This is a genomic window from Azospirillum cavernae, assembly GCF_003590795.1.
GTDB lineage: Bacteria > Pseudomonadota > Alphaproteobacteria > Azospirillales > Azospirillaceae > Azospirillum > Azospirillum cavernae.
Genome location: NZ_QYUL01000001.1, coordinates 200,237 through 217,138, shown reverse-complemented (window position 1 = coordinate 217,138; position 16,902 = coordinate 200,237). Strand labels below are relative to the sequence as shown.

Here is a 16,902-nt window from a genome sequence, read left to right as displayed (position 1 = left end):
TAACCTGAGAACGCCCCTGGACCTTCCAGGGGCGTCTTTTTTTGTCCTCTGTCCGACGGAGCGGCGCCCGTGTCCGACCTTTCCCGGCCCGATGTGGCCCGGCCCGATCCGGGCGCTTTCGATTGCGACCGTCCGCCCTTCGATCTGTTGACGGCGGACCAGCGCGACGGCCTCACAGCCGCGCTCGACATCGGCCTGTACGCCAAGGACAGCGTCGTTCTGGGCCGCGACGATCCCACCGACGCGCTGTTCGTCGTGCTGCGCGGGGCGGTGCAGGAGCGCCATGGCGGCGAGATCGCCGCGCTGCACGGGCCGGGCGACCGCTTCGACCTCGCCTCCCTCTATGGCGGCGGGCCGATCCGCAGCTTCGTCGCGGCGGACGACACGGTTTGCCATGTCATTCCCCGCCCGGTTCTGGAAGGGCTGGCCCGCGAGAATCCAGAATTCGGCGCGGCGGTGATCGGCGAATTCGCCCAGCGGATGCGGGCGCTGGCGGCGGAACGCTCCAACCGGGAAATGGCGGCGCTGACCATGGCCCGCATCCGGCAAGCCTATCTGCACCCGCCGCTGTTCGTCGCGGGCGACGCCAGCCTGCGCGACGCCGCCGACGTCATGAAACGCAACCACGCCAGCAGCGTTCTGGTTCGCGACAACGGGCCGGAGGGGGAGCGCGTCGGCATCCTGACCGGCACCGACCTGCGCGACCGGGTGGTGCTGGAAGGCCGCCCGGTGGACGCGCCGGTCGGGCCGCTCGCCCGCTACGGGCTGCTGACCATCGACCGCGACGATCTGCTGTTCAACGCGCTGGTGCTGATGACCAAACACGCGGTGCGCCGCGTCGTCGTCACCGAAAACGGCGCGGTGGTCGGGCTGTTGGGGCAAAGCGACCTGCTGGCCGTGCTGTCCAACCATTCCCAGGTGATCGGGCTTCAGGTCGAACACGCCGATTCGCCTGAGGATCTGCGCCAAGCCAGCCTGTCCATCGTCGCGCTGATCCGCACCCTGCACGCCACCGGCGTCAAGGTCGCCTTCATCGCCGACCTCGTCACCGAACTGAACCGCCGCATCTTCCGCAAGCTGTTCGAGCTGCTGGCCCCGCCCGACCTTTTGGAAAATTCCTGCCTGATCGTCATGGGCAGCGAGGGGCGCGGCGAGCAGGTGCTGAAAACCGACCAGGACAACGGCCTGATCCTGCGCGACGGCTATGATTGCCCGGCTTTGCCCAGCATCGTCGCCGCCTTCTCGCGCCATCTGGTGTCTTTCGGCTACCCGCCTTGTCCGGGCAACATCATGGTGTCCAACCCCGATTGGACCCGCCCGCTGGCCGGGTACAAGGATTCGATCTTCCACTGGATCCACCACCCGGACGAAGCGGCGGCGATGAATCTCGCCATCTTCTACGACGCCGCCCCCGTCGCCGGGGATTCCAGCCTGCTGGACGAGGCCAAGGGCTATCTGTTGAGCCGGTTGCAGGACAACCAGATGTTCTTCAGCCAATTCGCCCGCCCGACTTTGGCGTTCGACACGCCGTCGGGCCTGTTCGCCGCCCTGTTCGAGCGGCGCCGAGCGGAGCCGGTGGACATCAAGAAGGCGGGCATCTTCCCCATCGTCCACGGCGTGCGCGCGCTGGCCCTGGAAAAGCACATGGTGGAGACCAACACCGTCGCCCGCATCTGGGCGTTGGCCGAGGCGGGGGCGTTGGACCGCAAGCTGGCCGGGGAGTTGGTGGAGGCGCTCACCATCCTGTCCACCATCCGGCTGAAGGCGCGCGTCGATTCGCCCAGCGAGGCCGGGGGCGATCCGAACGCGGAGCTGGCCATCGACAACATGGTCCACCCCGACCGGCTGGGGAAGCTCGACCATGACCAGTTCAAGGATTGTCTGGCTTTGGTGAAGAGTTTCAAGGAAACCATCGCCTATCACTTCCGCCTGAATCATTGAGGGGCCGGCGATGCCGACCGACAGCACTCCGGCCAACGCCCAGTCCAGCGCCAAGGCCGACGCGGCGGCGCGGCTTGAACGCGTCGCCCTTCATTGCGACGCGACGTCCTACGACGCGGCCAGCGCCGAACCGCTGCTGCTGGTCGCTTTGCGGGTCCGGGGCAACCGCATCCTGACCGGCGGCGCGCTGGTCCTGCGGGGGCAAGAGAACGGCTTTCCGACCGACGCCGGGGACCGCCTGCGCCGCTTCATCGGCCAGCGTCCGCTGATCGGTTATTTCCTGGATTTCTCCGCCGCGATGGTCGAACGGCTGACCGGCGGGCCGCTGGCCAACGAGCGGATCGAGGTGTCCGGCCTCTATTACGACCGCAAGGTCCGAAGCCTGTCGAAAAGCGCGGTCGATCTGCGGCTGGACAGCCTGATCCAGGATCTTGACCTGCCGGTGCGCGCCGACGACGCGCGGGGAACCGCGCTGGCCGCCGCCATGGCGTGGCTGCGACTGACCAACGCCGGATAGACGGACGCCAAGGCAATCGTTCGTATACATTTGTAAAAGCCAGACACATTTCAGCAAAGATTGTCGGCCACAGTCCGCGCGAAAAGATCGCCTGACGGACATTTCGCAAAACAAACAAAAATAAGCGATGATGACGGGCGGCGATCCTTTGGGATGGCGGGCGGCGGGGCTTGCGCGTGTTGCGCGGGTCTGGGCGTTCCCTCCCAACGTGGCCTCTGAACCAAAAAATCACGATCATGGGAGACAACACGATGCGCTTGAAGACGGCTCTCGCCTGCGGCGTCACCGCCTGCGCCCTGATGGCCGCCGCCGGATCGGCTCCGGCCCTTGCCCAGATTTCCAATGACGCGGTCAAGATCGGCCTGCTCACCGACATGAGCGGCCCCTATTCTGACGTGGCCGGTCCCGGCACGATCATCGCCGCCAAGCTGGCCATTGAGGACATGGGCGGCAAGGTGGCGGGCAAACCCATCGTCCTGCTGACCTCCGACCACCAGAACAAGGCCGACATCGCCGCCAACAAGGCGCGCGAATGGGCCGACACGGAAAAGGTGGACGTCTTCGCCGAGCTGGTGACGACCTCCGTCGCCTTGGCGGTGAACGAGATCGCCAAGACCAACAACAAGATCAGCCTGATTTCCGGCACGGCGTCCTCGCGCATCACCAACCAGGATTGCTTCAAGGGCGGGATCCACTGGACCTACGACACCTACGCCATGGCCATCGGCACGGGCCGCGCCGTGGTGCAGGAGGGCGGCAAAAGCTGGTATTTCCTGACCGCCGACTACGCCTTTGGCCAGAACCTGCAAGATGACGTGTCAAAGGTGGTGAAGGCGGCGGGCGGCACGGTCGTCGGCGCGGTCAAGCACCCCTTCCCGGCGTCGGACTTCTCGTCCTTCCTGTTGCAGGCCCAGGCGTCGAAGGCGAACGTCATCGGTCTGGCCAACGCCGGGGCCGACACCATCAACGCCATCAAGGCGGCCAAGGAGTTCGGCATCGTCGAGGCTGGGCAACGGTTGGCCGGACTGCTGGTCTTCATCTCCGACATCCATTCGCTGGGGTTGGAGACGGCCAAGGGGCTGAACCTGACCACCGGCTTCTATTGGGATTTCGACGACAAGACCCGCGCCTGGTCCAAGCGCTTCGCCGAAAAATCCGGCGGCAAAATGCCGACCATGGTGCAGGCGGGCGTCTATTCCTCGCTGATGCATTACTTCAAGGCGGTGGAGGCCACCGGCACAGACGACACCGACAAGGTGCTGGCCCAGATGAAGGCGACCAAGGTCGATGATTTCTTCGCCCGCAACGGCCGCATCCGCGAGGATGGCCGCATGGTCCACGACATGTATCTGGCCCAGGTCAAAACCCCGGCGGAATCGAAGGCGCCATGGGATTATTACAAGATCCTGCGCACCATCCCGGCGGAAGAAGCCTTCCTGCCGATCGCCGACAGCCAGTGCCCGCTGGTGAAAAAGTAAGGGAACGCGGCCCCCTCCCCAGCCCTCCCCCGCCTTGCGGCGGGAGAGGGAGTCCGTCCCCTCTCCCGCGTCAGCGGGGGAGGGTTAGGGAGGGGGCCGTAATTTTCTTCACTCTCCGCCTCACTCCCCGTCGTCCGCCCCGTCCACCGGCAGTTGTTCGCCCCGAATGCGGCGGCGGCGGTCGGCTTTGCGGATGATCTGCTTGCCGTGCTTGTGCAGCGACGGCCCTTCCAGCGGGCCGCCGGGCCGCACCGGACGTTCGGCGAAGCGGCCCATGGAGATCATGCGGTCATACATCACCAGCGCCCCGGCGACCCCGACATTGACACAGAACGCCATCGGGATCTTCACCACGAAGTCGCAACGGTCAATCAACGGCTGCGACAGGCTGGCGCGTTCCGGCCCCAGCACATAGGCGGCGCGGGTCGGGTGGCGGAAGCTGGGAAGCTCGATGGCGTCGTCGGTCAACTCCACCCCGACCAGGGCGCAATCCTTGGGCAGGGTGAAATCGGCCACCCGGTCATGGACGTAGAGCGGCAGATGCATGGTGGCGCCGGAGGTGTCGACCAGCTTGGTTTCCCGCAAATCCGGCTCGGGATCGATGGCGAAGAAAAAGGACGCGCCGAAGGCGTGGGCGGAACGCATCAGATTGCCGAGGTTGCCGGGCTTGCTGATGCGCTCAACGCCGATGGCGAAATAACCGCGCATGATGAATGTCGTGCCGCTGTGTGAGGAAAAACGGTCGGAGATTGCCTCGCCCGTTCCAGCCACGCAAGGGCTTGCGCTATTTCCGCAGCCCCTCCAGCGCCGCCCGCAATTTGGCGAGAACCGCCATGTCGGTGTCTTTGTTGCAGGCCAGCGACATCACCGTCTTGTTGAAGGTCAGCACCGGCTTGATGAGATCCGCCGCTCCTTGATTTTTCGCCAGATAGGGACCGAGTTCGGACCCTGAGGCCCAAAAATCAATCCGGCCCGCCGCCAGCTTGGCAATGTTCAACTCGTCGCGCGGGGCGGAATCCACCTTGTAGCCGCCCTTTTCCAGATAGGCGGCGACCGCGTCGCCCGCGTAACCGCCGATCACCTTGCCGCGCGTGTCGTCCAGGCTTTTCAGCGGCGCGGCGTTGTCGGCCTTGGCGAACAGCACCCAATCGTTGCTGACCAGCGGCCCGACCCATTGGAACAGGTCCTTCCGCTCGGGCGTTTCGGTGGTGCTGTAGACGCAGGCGTCCTTCTGGGTCTGCGCCGTCTGATAGGCGCGGTTCCAGGGCAGAACTTCGATCTTGTACGGGACGCCCGCCTTCTCGAACATGCTTTTCACCAGTTCGGTGGCGATGCCCGTCACCTTGCCGTCCTGGGTCATGTTGAAGGGCGGGTATTCCTCGGTCGTCACCAGAATGTCGGCCATGGCCGCGACCGGAGCCAAGGCGGCCAAACCAGCGAACACGCACGCACGGATCATTGGCTGTTCTCCTGCTTTTCCTGTGGCTGCGCGCGCGGCGTCGCGCCGACCAGGGCCGGAGCGCGCGCGGAAAGCGCAATTTTCATAAAAAGTAGGGGAATTGTGCCGTTGACGGAGCTGGGCTGTCCATGCGGGCTGTCCCTGATTTTCCCGCGCCCCCCTTGCCTCCTGCGGACCGGGGCGGCACTCTGGCCAGCATGACGCACGATCACAGCCATCCTCACGACCACGGCCACGCCGACCTGTCCGGCCCAACCGAAAACCCGATCATGATCGAGGTGACTCGCGGCGGCATGGTCGAATCGGTCCATCGCGGGCGGGCCTGTCTGGTGGACGCCGCCGGTCATGTGCTGGCCCAATGGGGGGACATCGCCGCCCCGATCTACCCACGTTCGGCCATCGCGGCGATCCAGGCGATTCCGCTGGTGGAAAGCGGGGCGCTCGACGCCTTTGAACTTGGCGATTCGGAGTTGGCCTTGGCCTGCGCCAGCCACAGCGGCGAGATTCGCCACACCCGTTTGCTGGAAGGCTGGATCAAGCGCCTGGGCCTGACCGCCGAGGATCTGGCTTGCGGCCCGCAAACCCCGACCGATCCCGACAGCGCCGCCGATCTGATCCGCGATGGCGAGCCGCCAAGCGTCTTCCACAACACCGCGTCCGGCAAGCACGCGGGCTTTCTGACCACCGCCCGCCATTTGGGAAAGCCGATCCAGGGCTACGCCCGTTTCGACCACCCGGTTCAACAGCGGGTGTTGGGCGTGCTGGAACAGATGACCGGCCAGGATCTGTCCCGCGCCCCCTGGGGCGTGGACAATTGCGCCCTGCCCACCATCGGCGTCCCGCTGGGGGCGCTCGCCTACGCCATGGCGCGGCTGGCCGATCCGGTCGATCTGCCCGACGCCCGCGCCAACGCGGTGGCCCGGATCACCAAGGCCTGGAAGGCCCACCCCCATCTGATCGGCGGCAAGGACAGCTTCGACACCCGGATGATGCAGGCGTCGGGCGGTCTCGTTCTGGTCAAAAGCGGGTCGGAGGGCGTGGCCTGCGCCGTGCTGCCCAAGGAGGGCGTCGGCATCGCCCTGAAGATCGAGGACGGGTCCGCCCGCGCCCGCGACGTGGCGCTCGCCGCGCTGATCCGCGCCGCCAACGCCTTGACCGAGGAGCAATGGACCCGCGCCGCCGATCTGCTGACCGTCCCCCTGGTCAACCGCGTCGGGCGCGAGGTCGGCGTGATCCGAACGGCGGAAGGCTGGTTGTCAAACGGGGAGTGATCGCTCAGGCCGCTGCCGACCGGCGGCCCCGCCGCCACGCGGCGACCCGCAGCAGCGCGGCCAATCCCAAGAGAAGCAGCGCCGGGGCGTAAGCGCTGTCCAGCGCCGCGCGTTTGCCGAACGTGACCAGGAAACTGATCCACAGATAATGGACGCCGACGCGGTGCAGAACGCCCCACCAGCGCCCGCCCAGCGCCGCGACCGCCCAGGGAAAGGACGTCGCCGCCAGCAGCAGGATGAAAGCGTAGCCGACGCCGCCCGACACCAGATTCCCGACGTTGGTCAGGCTCCAGAACAGAGCGGGGTCGCGCTGCGCCAAGGCGATCAGCAGCAGGCCATGAACCGCGTGCGACAGGGCGAAGGACAGCCCGAAAAAGCGCCGGTTCCGCCGCTGCCAGCGGGTCGCGCCGCAGGGCGCCAACACCGCCAGGGACGAGGCCGTGTAAGCCAGCAGGAACAGCGCGAAGGAACTGCGCGCCGTCAGCCGGATCGCGTGACGCAACCCGTCCGTCATCTCGGGCGCCATCCCGACCAGCGACGCCACGGCAAGCAGCAGAAACAGAGCGGTCCCGCCAACCAGCCGCCAGCCAGACAGGCGCCAATCAGACTCGCGCCGACCAGACAGGCGCGGGGGAGCGGTCACAACCATGATCGCGATTCCTTTTGCGATAAGGATAAGGGACGAGTCAGACCAGCAGGCGGCGAACGGCGGCGGCCTGCTCGCGGCTGCGGCTGACCGCGATGGCCAGGGCCAGCACCAGGGCGATTTCCACCGTCAGCGCCGCAGCGGGCCAAAGAACACCCCCTGCGGCCTCAATCAGACGAGGGAGCGTCAAAGCCGTGTCGGCGGCGACCGACAGCATCAACGCGCCCAGCGCCAACGCCGACAGTCGCAACCCGGCGAACAGCCGACGCCAGCCGCGCGGATCGGGTCGCCAGGAACGGCTGGCGTCGCGCGCCAGCCGCCAGCCCCACAGCCCCAAGGCCAGCGCGGCGATGAAGGCGCCCCGGTCGAGCGCCAGCGCGGCGGTGGCCAAGCCGTCGCCCGCCGCCTCCACCGGATCCAGATGCAGCTCCCGCAACCGCATTGCGGCGAAGGCGACCGCCGCCGTCAGCGCCGCCAAGCGCCACAGCCGATCCGCGTTGGTCTCCAGGGCCAAGAGGGCGAATTGCCCGGCGATCCGCTGCGGCGCGCCGAAACGGGCGATCACCCGCGCCAACGCCGCCTCCGCGTCGCCAGCGCTCCCGGCGCCCCGCGTTTCCGCCGCCAGGGCGCAATCGAGATGATCCGCAACCTCGTCCACGACGCGCTCGGCGAGCTGCGGGTCAAAGCGCAACGCCTCGCCCAGCGCGTCGAGATACGCCTCTAGCGCGTCGGCCATGGCGGCCCATCCCCCAGCGGCGCGCCGGGATCGCCACTCGCCATCATCGTGTCGATGGCCCGGGCGAAGTCGCGCCAGACGTCCCGATGATGGTCCAACGACGCGCGCCCTTGCGGGGTCAGGGTGTAGACCCGCCGCCGCCGCCCGTTGGGCGCGGTGGTCCAGTCGCTGTTCACCGCCCCGGCCTTTTCCAGCCGGTGCAGCGCGGGATAGACGGTTCCTTCGGGCAGGTTGAAAACGCCGCCACTGCGCCGCCTGATTTCCTCGATAATCGCGTAGCCGTGCGCCGGTTCGCCCGCGAGGGCGGCGAGCACGATGGCGTCGAGGTGTCCTTTGAGCATGTCGCCTTCCATACCTAGAATTACTAGGCATAGGATCGCGAGGTGTCAAGCCCGATGGATTCCCCGAACTCCGCAAGCGCGATCAATCCGACCCCGGTTAGGGTCGGCGCATTGGAGACACGCGACGATGACGACGAGCCGCCCCAACGCCCCGTTCCCCGACATCTCTCCCCCCGAGCTTCGCCCGGATCGTCCGGCCAAGGCCGACACGCTGCTGGATTACGGACGGCGGTTGGACCGGGTGGTTCGGCACATCGCCGCCCATTTGGACGATCCGCTCGATCTGGACGCGTTGGCGGCGGTGGCCTGCTTTTCGCCCTACCATTTTCACCGCATCTACCGGGCGATGACCGGGGAAACCGTCACCGACACCCTGCGCCGTCAACGTTTGCACCGGGCGGCGGGGGCGCTGGTCCAGGACGCGCGGACCATCGCCGCCATCGCCCGGCAGGCCGGCTATGGCAGCGTCGCCGCCTTCACCCGCGCCTTCGCCCAAAGCTATGGCGTCACCCCCGCCGCCTACCGGCGGTCGGGGCGTCTGTCGCCCTTCGCGTGGCCCCATGACGACAGACCCAACCAAAATCCGGAGGACATCATGCCCACCGTCACCATCGAAGCTCTGCCCGCGACCAGCCTCGTCGGTTTCGACCATCGCGGCCCTTACATGGAGATCAACGCCGCCTTTTCCCGCGCCTACGCCTGGGCCGCCGGGCGCAATTTGATGACGCCCGCCACCCGCTGCATCGGCGTCTATTTCGACGACCCGTCGGCGGTGGCGCCGGAGAATTTGCGTTCCTTCGCCGGGCTGGCGCTGGAATCGACTCCGGCGCTGGAGGATGGCGCGAAAGGCCTGGATCTGCCGGGCGGGCGTCACGCCGTTCTGGTCCACAAAGGCCCTTACGCCGCGTTGGGCGCGGTCTATCAATGGCTGTATGGCGAATGGCTGCCCGCCAGCGGCCAGACGCCCGCCGACCAGCCCTGTTTTGAGGAGTATCTCAACGACCCGCGCAGCCTGCCGCCGGAAGAGTGGCTGACCCGCATTTGCGTGCCTCTGACGTAAGGATGCAGGTCAAGCGGGGGCTGCCCAGCGGCGGGGAGGCGGTGCTATGGTCCGCCATCGCACCCGTTCCCGCCCTTGTCCCAAAGCCACGGCAGCCCCCTTCATGAGCATCGACGATCTGCGCGCCCAATATGAGGTTTACCCTTACCCGGCGCGCGACCCGGCGGATGAGAAAAAGCGTCTCGTCACCGGATCGCCCAGCCATCTGGACGAGATCACCCATTACGTCTTTGGCGGACGCCTGCCTGCGGACCGTCCCTTGCGGGTTCTGGTGGCGGGCGGCGGCACCGGCGACGGGGCGATCATGCTGGCCCAGCAATTGGCCGATTCCGATCATCCCGGCCATGTCGCCTACGTCGATCTGTCCGACGCCAGCCGCGCCATCGCCGAGGCCCGCGCCGCCGCGCGCGGCCTGACCAACATCACGTTCCAACGCGGCTCGTTGCTGGAGCTGGACGCGGTGACGGCGCAGGACGGGCCGTTCGACTACATCGATTGCTGCGGCGTGCTGCACCATTTGCCCGATCCGTCGGCGGGTCTGCGCTCGCTGGCCGGGGCCTTGGCCCCCGGCGGCGGGATCGGGTTGATGGTCTACGCCCCGCTGGGCCGCACCGGCGTTTACCCGATGCAAGCCGCCCTGCGCGCGATGACCGACGGGCTGCCCCCGGCGGAAAAGGTCGCGCTGGCCCGCCGCTTGATCCAGCATCTCCCGGCGTCGAACTGGCTGCTGAACAACCCCTTCGTCAGCGACCACCGGCAGGCCGACGCCAATCTGTATGATTTGCTGCTGCACTCCTGCGACCGTCCTTACACGGTGCCGGAGTTGGCGGCGTTGGCCGACAGCGCCGGGCTGGCCATCGGCTCGCTGATCGACCCGATCCGTTACGAGCCGTCCACCTGGGTGCGCGACCCGCGCGTGCTGAAACGGCTCGACGGTCTGTCCTGGCTGGAGCGCGCCGCCTGGGCGGAACAGATGTGCGGCAGCATGACCAAGCACATCGCCTATCTGCTGCGCCCCGCCGATCTCGCCAACGCCGTCGCGAAACTGGACGGTCCGGACGTCATCCCGGTGCTGCGCGATCTCGACGGCGCGGCGCTGGCCAAGGGTCTGCCCCCCGGCGGCAGCCTGGAGGTGGAGGTCTTGGGAACCGTTCTGCCGCTTCCCCTGCCCCGTCTGGCCGGGCCGATCCTGGCGCGGGTCGATGGCAAGGCGACGCTGGCCGACATCCACGCCGCCATCGCGCCCGCCACCGGCGCGACGTGGGAGGCGTTCTTCACCCAAGTCCAGGCCCTGTTCACGGCCCTGAACGGCGTCGGCAAGATGTATCTGCGGCGCTGACCTCTGCCCCCAAAAACAAAGACCGCCGGGGCAAGCCCCGGCGGCCAGAGTTCTGGATGGAAGGCGTCAACCAAACCTATTTTTTAGTGGATGCTCTCGCCATGCAGGGCGAGGTCCAGACCGTCGCGCTCGACGTCTTCGTCAACGCGCAGGCCCATGACCACATCGATGACCTTCAGCAGGACGAAGGTGGCGATGGCGCACCAGCCAACCGTCCAAGCGATGCCCTGAACCTGGATCCACACCGCCGAAGCGTTGCCTTCCAGCAGGCCCAGCGTGGCCTTCGGGTCAGCGGCGAGGAGGGCGGCGAAGCCGTTCTCGCTGTTCGACACCGAGATCTTGGCGAACACGCCGGTCAGCAGCGCGCCGATCAGACCGCCCACGCCATGCACGCCGAAGGCGTCCAGGCTGTCGTCGTAGCCAAGCATCTTCTTGAGGCTGGTGGCCGACCAGAAGCAAACCACGCCAGCGATCAGGCCGATGATGATGGCGCCCGTCGGATCGACGAAGCCAGCGGCCGGGGTGACGGCGACCAGACCAGCGACGGCGCCGGAGATGATGCCGAGAACCGAGGGCTTGCCCTTGGTCGCCCACTCGGCGAGCAGCCAACCGATGGCGGCGCCGGCGGTGGCGATGTGCGTGGCGGCCATGGCCATGCCAGCGCGCGGACCAGCGGTCAGAGCCGAACCGGCGTTGAAGCCGAACCAACCCACCCACAACAGCGAGGCGCCAATCAGCGACAGCACCAGGTTGTGCGGCATGAAGGCTTCCTTGGGGTAGCCCTTGCGCTTGCCGATGACCAGCGCGGCGACCAGACCGGCGACGCCCGCGTTGATGTGAACGACCGTGCCGCCCGCAAAATCAAGCACGCCCAGGCCGAACAGGAAACCCGCCGGGTGCCAGACCCAGTGAGCGATCGGCGAATAGACGACCAGCGACCACAGCGCGGTGAAGACCAACAGCGAGGAGAACTTCATGCGATCCGCGAAGGCGCCGGTGATGAGCGCCGGGGTGATGATCGCGAAGGTCATCTGGAACATCATGAAGATCGGCTCGGGGATCGTCGTCGGCACCGGAGACGCGCCGCCCTCGCCCAGAATGAACGGCGTGGCGAAGTTCAAGCCGTTCAGGAACAGGCGATCCAGACCACCGACATACGCGCCCTGGCCGGTGAAGGCGAGGCTGTAGCCGATCACGTACCACAGGACGCTGATGAGACAGGTGATGGCGAAACTCTGCATCACCGTGGCCAGCACGTTCATCTTGCGGACCATGCCGCCGTAGAACAGGGCCAGACCGGGGATGGTCATCATCAGCACGAGCGCCGTCGAGACCAGCATCCAAGCGGTGTCGCCACCGTTGATGGTCGGCGTCGCCGGAGCCGCCGGAGCCGCAGCGGCAGCCGCCGCAGCAGCCGCAGCGGCCGCAGCCGCCGCAGGATCTTGCGCCAGGGCGTCGGCGGGCAGACCGGCCAAGCCCAGAGCAACCGCCATCATCGGTGCGGCCAGAAGGAACAGACGGTTCATCGAGGCTCCTCTTTCTTCTAAATCACTCCCACCCCCTGCCGCCCGTCCGAAACCCGAGGTCTGTTGGACGATCACCGCAAGGGGCACCCCGTCCCGGTCGCCCCGTCCCCGGCAAAGACGGGGCGGCGGACGGGACCAAGGACGCTGCAATCACTTCAAGAAGCGTGCCAGCCAAAAATGGCGGGGAATCGTCAGAGTTGCCGCCGCGTTGGGTCCGTCAACAGGCCCCTCCGCCGAGTCGCGCGCCTGCTCTGCCCGTATAATAGGCATATGTCGCCGCTGACATTCCGGTGCGGTTTTCGGGCTTTGGGAGTAGAATCCACCACAATCGCCCCGCGCGCGGGCCGCCATATGGCTCACATTGGGGCATATGGTGAATTTATAGGCATATTGTGCGCCGCACTCTTGCGCATCTCCCGCCCCGCGCCGCCAAAAAATACACGCCCTCCGCCGCCTCTTGGCCCGCCGTTGCAGATGTGGCACCGTCAACGCCTTGCATCGGGATCGCCGACCGGCAACGGCAACCAAAAAGAAGCATTAGGGAGTGACGGCCATGCTCGACAAACGGGATTTGCGTCTGGCGCCGCGACGCGCCTTGGCCTTGGTTCTGGCCGGTGGGCGCGGCAGCCGTCTGAAGCAACTGACCGACCGGCGCGCCAAACCGGCGACCTATTTCGGCGGCAAGTTCCGCATCATTGATTTCGCCCTGTCCAACTGCGTGAATTCCGGCTTCCGCCGCATCGGCGTCATCACGCAATACAAGTCGCACAGCCTGCTGCGCCATCTGCAACGCGGCTGGAACTTCTTCCGGGGCGAGATGAACGAGTTCTGCGACCTGCTGCCCGCCCAGCAGCGGATCGACGAGACGTCCTGGTATCAGGGCACCGCCGACGCGGTGTACCAGAATCTGGACATCCTGCGCAGCCACGAGGCCGAACACATCCTGATTCTGGCGGGCGATCACATCTACAAGATGGATTACGGCGCCCTGCTGCTCGACCACATCGCGCGCGGGGCCGACGTGACCGTGCCGTGCGTGGAGGTGCCGCGCGATCAGGCCAGCGGCTTCGGCGTCATGCACATTGACGAGGAACGCCGCATCATCGACTTCGTCGAAAAGCCCGCCGACCCGCCCGCCATGCCCGGCAAGCCCGACATGGCGCTGGCCAGCATGGGCATCTACGTCTTCAACGCCCAATTCCTCTACGACCAGTTGGAGCGCGACGTCGCCACGCCGGGATCCAGCCGCGATTTCGGCAAGGACATCATCCCGTATCTGGTGAAGTCCGGCGCCCGCATCATGGCGCACAATTACGCCGACAGCGCGGTGATCGACGCCCCGGACGACGTGCCCTATTGGCGCGACGTCGGCACCATCGACGCCTATTGGGAAGCCAACCTCGATCTGTGCCACGTCACGCCGCAGTTGAACATGTACAACCGCGACTGGCCGATCTTCACCTATCAGGAACAGCTTCCCCCGGCGAAGTTCGTCTTCGACGACGAGGACCGGCGCGGCATGGCGGTGGATTCGCTGGTGTCGGGCGGCTGCATCATTTCCGGCTCCACCGTGCGCCGCTCGCTGCTGTTCAGCTCCGTCCGCGTCAACTCCTACAGCGAGTTGCACGAGGCGGTGGTCCTGCCCGATTGCGACATCGGTCGCCATTGCCGTTTGACCAAGGTGGTGATCGACCGGGGCGTGACCATCCCCAACGGGCTGGTGGTGGGCGAGGATCCCGAACTGGACGCCAAGCGCTTTTACCGCAGCGAGGGCGGCGTCTGCCTCATCACCCGCGAGATGATCGACGCCCTGCCCAAAGACTGACCCACCCGCCCCGTCCTCCCCCAGTCCCCTCCCCTGCAAAGCGGGGGAGGGCCAGGGAGGGGGCAACCGCAACCATCCCCCCCCTCCCCAACCGAGTCGCCCCCGATGCGCGTCCTCTACGCCACGTCCGAATGCTACCCGCTGGTCAAGACCGGGGGGCTGGCCGACGTGTCCGCCGCTTTGCCGCCCGCGCTGAACGCCGCCGGGGCCGACGTCCGCCTGCTGCTGCCGGGATACCCGGCGGTGCTGAACGGCCTGTCGAATCTGCACGAGGTCGGCGACCTCATCACCGATCTGCCCGGCTGTGACCGCGCCCGCCTGCTGTTGGGCCGCACGCCCGACGGGGTTCTGGCCTACGCGCTGGACGCGCCGTCGCTCTACAACCGTCCGGGCAACCCGTATCTGGGGCCGGACGGGCAGGATTGGCCCGACAACGCCCAGCGCTTCGCCGCGCTGGCCTGGGCCGCCGCCGGTTTCGCCGCCCACGCCAGCTATGATCCCTGGTGGCGGCCCGACATCCTGCACGGCCATGATTGGCAGGCCGCGCTGATTCCCGCCTATCTGGCCCTGCGGCCCGACCGTTTCAGCGGCCCGACGCGGCCCGGCACGGTGCTGACCATCCACAACATCGCCTATCAGGGCAATGTCGGCCCCTGGATGCTGGGGGAGCTGGGCTTGCCCTCCTCCTCCTTCCGGGTTGACGGGGTGGAGTATTACGGCAAGGTCGGTTTCCTGAAGGCCGGTTGCTATTACGCCGACCGTCTGACCACGGTCAGCCCGACCTACGCCCACGAGATCCAAACGGCGGAGCACGGCACCGGCCTGCAAGGCCTGCTGGCCAGCCGATCCGCCGTGCTGTCGGGCATTTTGAACGGGGTCGATTACGACATCTGGGATCCGTCGCGCGATCCGCACATCGCCGCGCGCTACAGCCCCGACGATCTGGGCGGCAAGGATTCCTGCAAGGCCGACCTGCAATCCGCCTTTGGCCTGGAGCGCCGCCCCGACGCGCCGCTGGCCGCCGTGGTCAGCCGCCTGACCTGGCACAAGGGCCTGGACCTCGTGCTCGACGCCGCGCCGCAGTGGGTGGCCTGGGGCGGCCAACTGGTGGTTCTGGGCAGCGGCGACCCGGCCAGCGAGGCCGGATTCCGCCAACTCGCCCAAACACACCCGCAATCGGTCGGCGTCCGCATCGGCTATGACGAGCCGTTGTCCCACCGCATCCAGGCCGGGTGCGACCTGTTCCTGGTGCCGTCGCGGTCGGAACCCTGCGGCCTGACCCAGATGTACGCCCTGAAATACGGCAGCCTGCCGCTGGTCCGCCGCACCGGCGGTCTGGCCGACAGCATCATCGACGCCAACCCGGCGGCGGCCAACGACGGCAGCGCCACCGGCTTCCAGTTCGTCGGCGCCAGCGTCCAGGAGTTGCTGTGGTCGCTGCGCCGCGCGCTGACCCTCTACCGCAAACCCGACCGCTGGCAAGCCACCCAACGCCACGCCATGACCCGCGATTTCGGCTGGAGCGGCCCGGCGGAGGAGTATATGGAGCTGTACCGGGGGTTGGTGCCGTAACGGCGGCGCGCGCGCCACAGAAGACGCGCTGACCTCGCGGAAAAGGACCATCGCGTCATTGGGTCGCTTGAGTTTCCCGCGCCGCGCGCATTACCATGCCGCTCATGACCGATCCAGTCTTCATCAGCTATTGCCACGCCCAGGCGGAGTGGGTTCACACCCGTCTGGCCCCCGTGATCCGCGCCAGCGGCGCCAGCGTTACGCTGGACGTGATCGACGGCGTCGCCGGGCGCAGCCTTGCCGCGCAAATGAAGGAGTGGGGGGACGCCGCCGCCCATGTCGTGGCGGTCCTGTCCCCCGACTATCTGAAGAGCACGGCCTGCCAACTGGAATGGAAACACGCGCGGCGGCGCGACCCTGGTTTCCTGAAGGGCCGGGAACTCATTCCGCTGCTGCGCGAAACCTGCGCCCCGATGCCGCCGGAACTGACCGGCCCCGCAGCGCCGCTCTATCTCGACCTGCGCCGCGACGGGCGGGAGAAGGCCGACGCCGTGCTGGAACAGACCTGGGCCAAGCTGCTGGCGGTGTGGGGCGGCGGACTGGGGACGCGGACCATCGATTGGCTGGACGCCCTGCACGGCGTCCGCCGCGATCTGGTCGAGGCCAAACACGTCAATCTGTTGGCCGCCGCGCCGATCCAGTGGAGCAAGCTGATCGTCGAACTGAACGATCAACTGCCCGAACCGGCGGCGGTCGTCGATCTGGCCGACCCATTGAATTGGGTGCGCCGGAACTTTTTGGAAAACACCCTGCGGGCGCTGGGCGTGAACGCCCAACTCGACCACCCCGGCCCGCTTGGCGACGTCATCGGCTTTTCGCAGATGATGCGCACCCTGCCGCCGCGCCGTCTGGTGTTGAAGAACTTCCAGAAATGCCGCCGCTTCGACGATTTCGGCGCCGACCTGTTCGACGCTTTGCGCTTTCACGCCATGGATGACGGACGCAACCTGACCCTGCTGATCCACACCACAGAACCCTTTGGCGGATTGCTGCCCGCTGGACATGTGCTGTCGGTGATGACGTTCAACCAGCTTGTGTTGTCTCCAGTATGACATCGCCCCCTCCCTTGGACGCGGTTGATTTTTGGAAATGGGGGGGAATCAAAGCCGCCTTGTGGTGGTTGGGGGCACTATACTGCAAGCCAGGATTTTTCGAGGAGGCAACCAAGAGACTTAACACGAAACAACGCGG

15 protein-coding genes are annotated in these 16,902 nt (G+C 66.9%); 9 read left to right on the top strand and 6 right to left on the bottom strand.

Features of this window, described 5'->3' with window-relative positions; translation table 11 throughout:
- Positions 1 to 69: 69 nt before the first annotated feature.
- From D3877_RS00995 to D3877_RS00985, 3 genes are all read left to right on the top strand, one after another.
- Complete coding sequence (locus D3877_RS00995; RefSeq protein ID WP_238474664.1) at positions 70 to 1,941, top strand: DUF294 nucleotidyltransferase-like domain-containing protein; 1,872 nt, start codon at positions 70 to 72, stop codon at positions 1,939 to 1,941.
- A gap of 10 nt (positions 1,942 to 1,951) precedes the next feature.
- Entirely contained in the window at positions 1,952 to 2,458 is a 507-nt protein-coding gene (locus D3877_RS00990) for a 3'-5' exonuclease family protein (protein WP_119828944.1), read from the top strand.
- A 251-nt stretch (positions 2,459 to 2,709) separates the two neighbouring features.
- A complete protein-coding gene (locus D3877_RS00985) occupies positions 2,710 to 3,936 on the top strand; it encodes an ABC transporter substrate-binding protein (RefSeq protein WP_119830700.1) in 1,227 nt (408 codons plus the stop codon).
- A gap of 120 nt (positions 3,937 to 4,056) precedes the next feature.
- Here the strand turns inward: D3877_RS00985 and D3877_RS00980 are convergent, their stop codons facing one another.
- The gene (locus D3877_RS00980) at positions 4,057 to 4,644 is read right to left on the bottom strand and encodes an RNA methyltransferase (RefSeq protein ID WP_119828943.1); all 588 of its coding nucleotides are present in this window, start codon (positions 4,642 to 4,644) and stop codon (positions 4,057 to 4,059) included.
- Positions 4,645 to 4,720: 76 nt separating this feature from the next.
- Positions 4,721 to 5,395 carry a substrate-binding periplasmic protein gene (locus D3877_RS00975; RefSeq protein ID WP_119828942.1) on the bottom strand — a complete coding sequence of 225 codons (675 nt, stop codon included), beginning with the start codon at positions 5,393 to 5,395 and terminating at the stop codon, positions 4,721 to 4,723.
- 128 nt (positions 5,396 to 5,523) lie between these two features.
- Between D3877_RS00975 and D3877_RS00970 the strand changes: the two genes are divergently transcribed.
- Complete coding sequence (locus D3877_RS00970) at positions 5,524 to 6,666, top strand: asparaginase (protein WP_238474663.1); 1,143 nt, start codon at positions 5,524 to 5,526, stop codon at positions 6,664 to 6,666.
- 4 nt (positions 6,667 to 6,670) lie between these two features.
- Here D3877_RS00970 and D3877_RS00965 read toward each other — a convergent pair whose 3' ends face one another.
- Genes D3877_RS00965 through D3877_RS00955 form a run of 3 tightly spaced genes read right to left on the bottom strand, consistent with a single transcriptional unit; the run spans position 6,671 to position 8,389 of the window.
- Complete coding sequence (locus D3877_RS00965; RefSeq protein WP_119828940.1) at positions 6,671 to 7,315, bottom strand: hypothetical protein; 645 nt, start codon at positions 7,313 to 7,315, stop codon at positions 6,671 to 6,673.
- Positions 7,316 to 7,352: 37 nt separating this feature from the next.
- Positions 7,353 to 8,048: a hypothetical protein gene (locus tag D3877_RS00960; RefSeq protein ID WP_119828939.1), complete on the bottom strand. Its 696-nt coding sequence runs from the start codon at positions 8,046 to 8,048 to the stop codon at positions 7,353 to 7,355.
- The gene (locus tag D3877_RS00955) at positions 8,033 to 8,389 is read right to left on the bottom strand and encodes a PadR family transcriptional regulator (RefSeq protein WP_199720665.1); all 357 of its coding nucleotides are present in this window, start codon (positions 8,387 to 8,389) and stop codon (positions 8,033 to 8,035) included. Before D3877_RS00955 ends, D3877_RS00960 begins: the two co-directional genes overlap by 16 nt.
- A gap of 127 nt (positions 8,390 to 8,516) precedes the next feature.
- Here D3877_RS00955 and D3877_RS00950 point away from each other — a divergent pair, with 127 nt between their 5' ends.
- On the top strand, positions 8,517 to 9,449 hold the full coding sequence (locus tag D3877_RS00950) for an AraC family transcriptional regulator (RefSeq protein ID WP_119828937.1): 933 nt from the start codon (positions 8,517 to 8,519) through the stop codon (positions 9,447 to 9,449).
- A gap of 103 nt (positions 9,450 to 9,552) precedes the next feature.
- Positions 9,553 to 10,788, top strand: coding sequence for a class I SAM-dependent methyltransferase (locus tag D3877_RS00945; RefSeq protein ID WP_119828936.1), 1,236 nt, complete (start codon positions 9,553 to 9,555; stop codon positions 10,786 to 10,788).
- Positions 10,789 to 10,871: 83 nt separating this feature from the next.
- Here the strand turns inward: D3877_RS00945 and D3877_RS00940 are convergent, their stop codons facing one another.
- On the bottom strand, positions 10,872 to 12,314 hold the full coding sequence (locus D3877_RS00940; RefSeq protein ID WP_119828935.1) for an ammonium transporter: 1,443 nt from the start codon (positions 12,312 to 12,314) through the stop codon (positions 10,872 to 10,874).
- Positions 12,315 to 12,867: 553 nt separating this feature from the next.
- Here D3877_RS00940 and glgC point away from each other — a divergent pair.
- The 3 genes from glgC (at position 12,868) to D3877_RS00925 (ending at position 16,763) form a co-directional block, all read left to right on the top strand.
- Positions 12,868 to 14,139, top strand: coding sequence for a glucose-1-phosphate adenylyltransferase (glgC, locus tag D3877_RS00935; RefSeq protein ID WP_119828934.1), 1,272 nt, complete (start codon positions 12,868 to 12,870; stop codon positions 14,137 to 14,139).
- A gap of 105 nt (positions 14,140 to 14,244) precedes the next feature.
- A complete protein-coding gene (gene glgA, locus D3877_RS00930; protein WP_119828933.1) occupies positions 14,245 to 15,711 on the top strand; it encodes a glycogen synthase GlgA in 1,467 nt (488 codons plus the stop codon).
- A gap of 95 nt (positions 15,712 to 15,806) precedes the next feature.
- Positions 15,807 to 16,763, top strand: a complete 957-nt coding sequence (locus tag D3877_RS00925; RefSeq protein WP_119828932.1) for a toll/interleukin-1 receptor domain-containing protein — start codon at positions 15,807 to 15,809, stop codon at positions 16,761 to 16,763.
- The last annotated feature ends 139 nt before the right edge of the window (positions 16,764 to 16,902 follow it).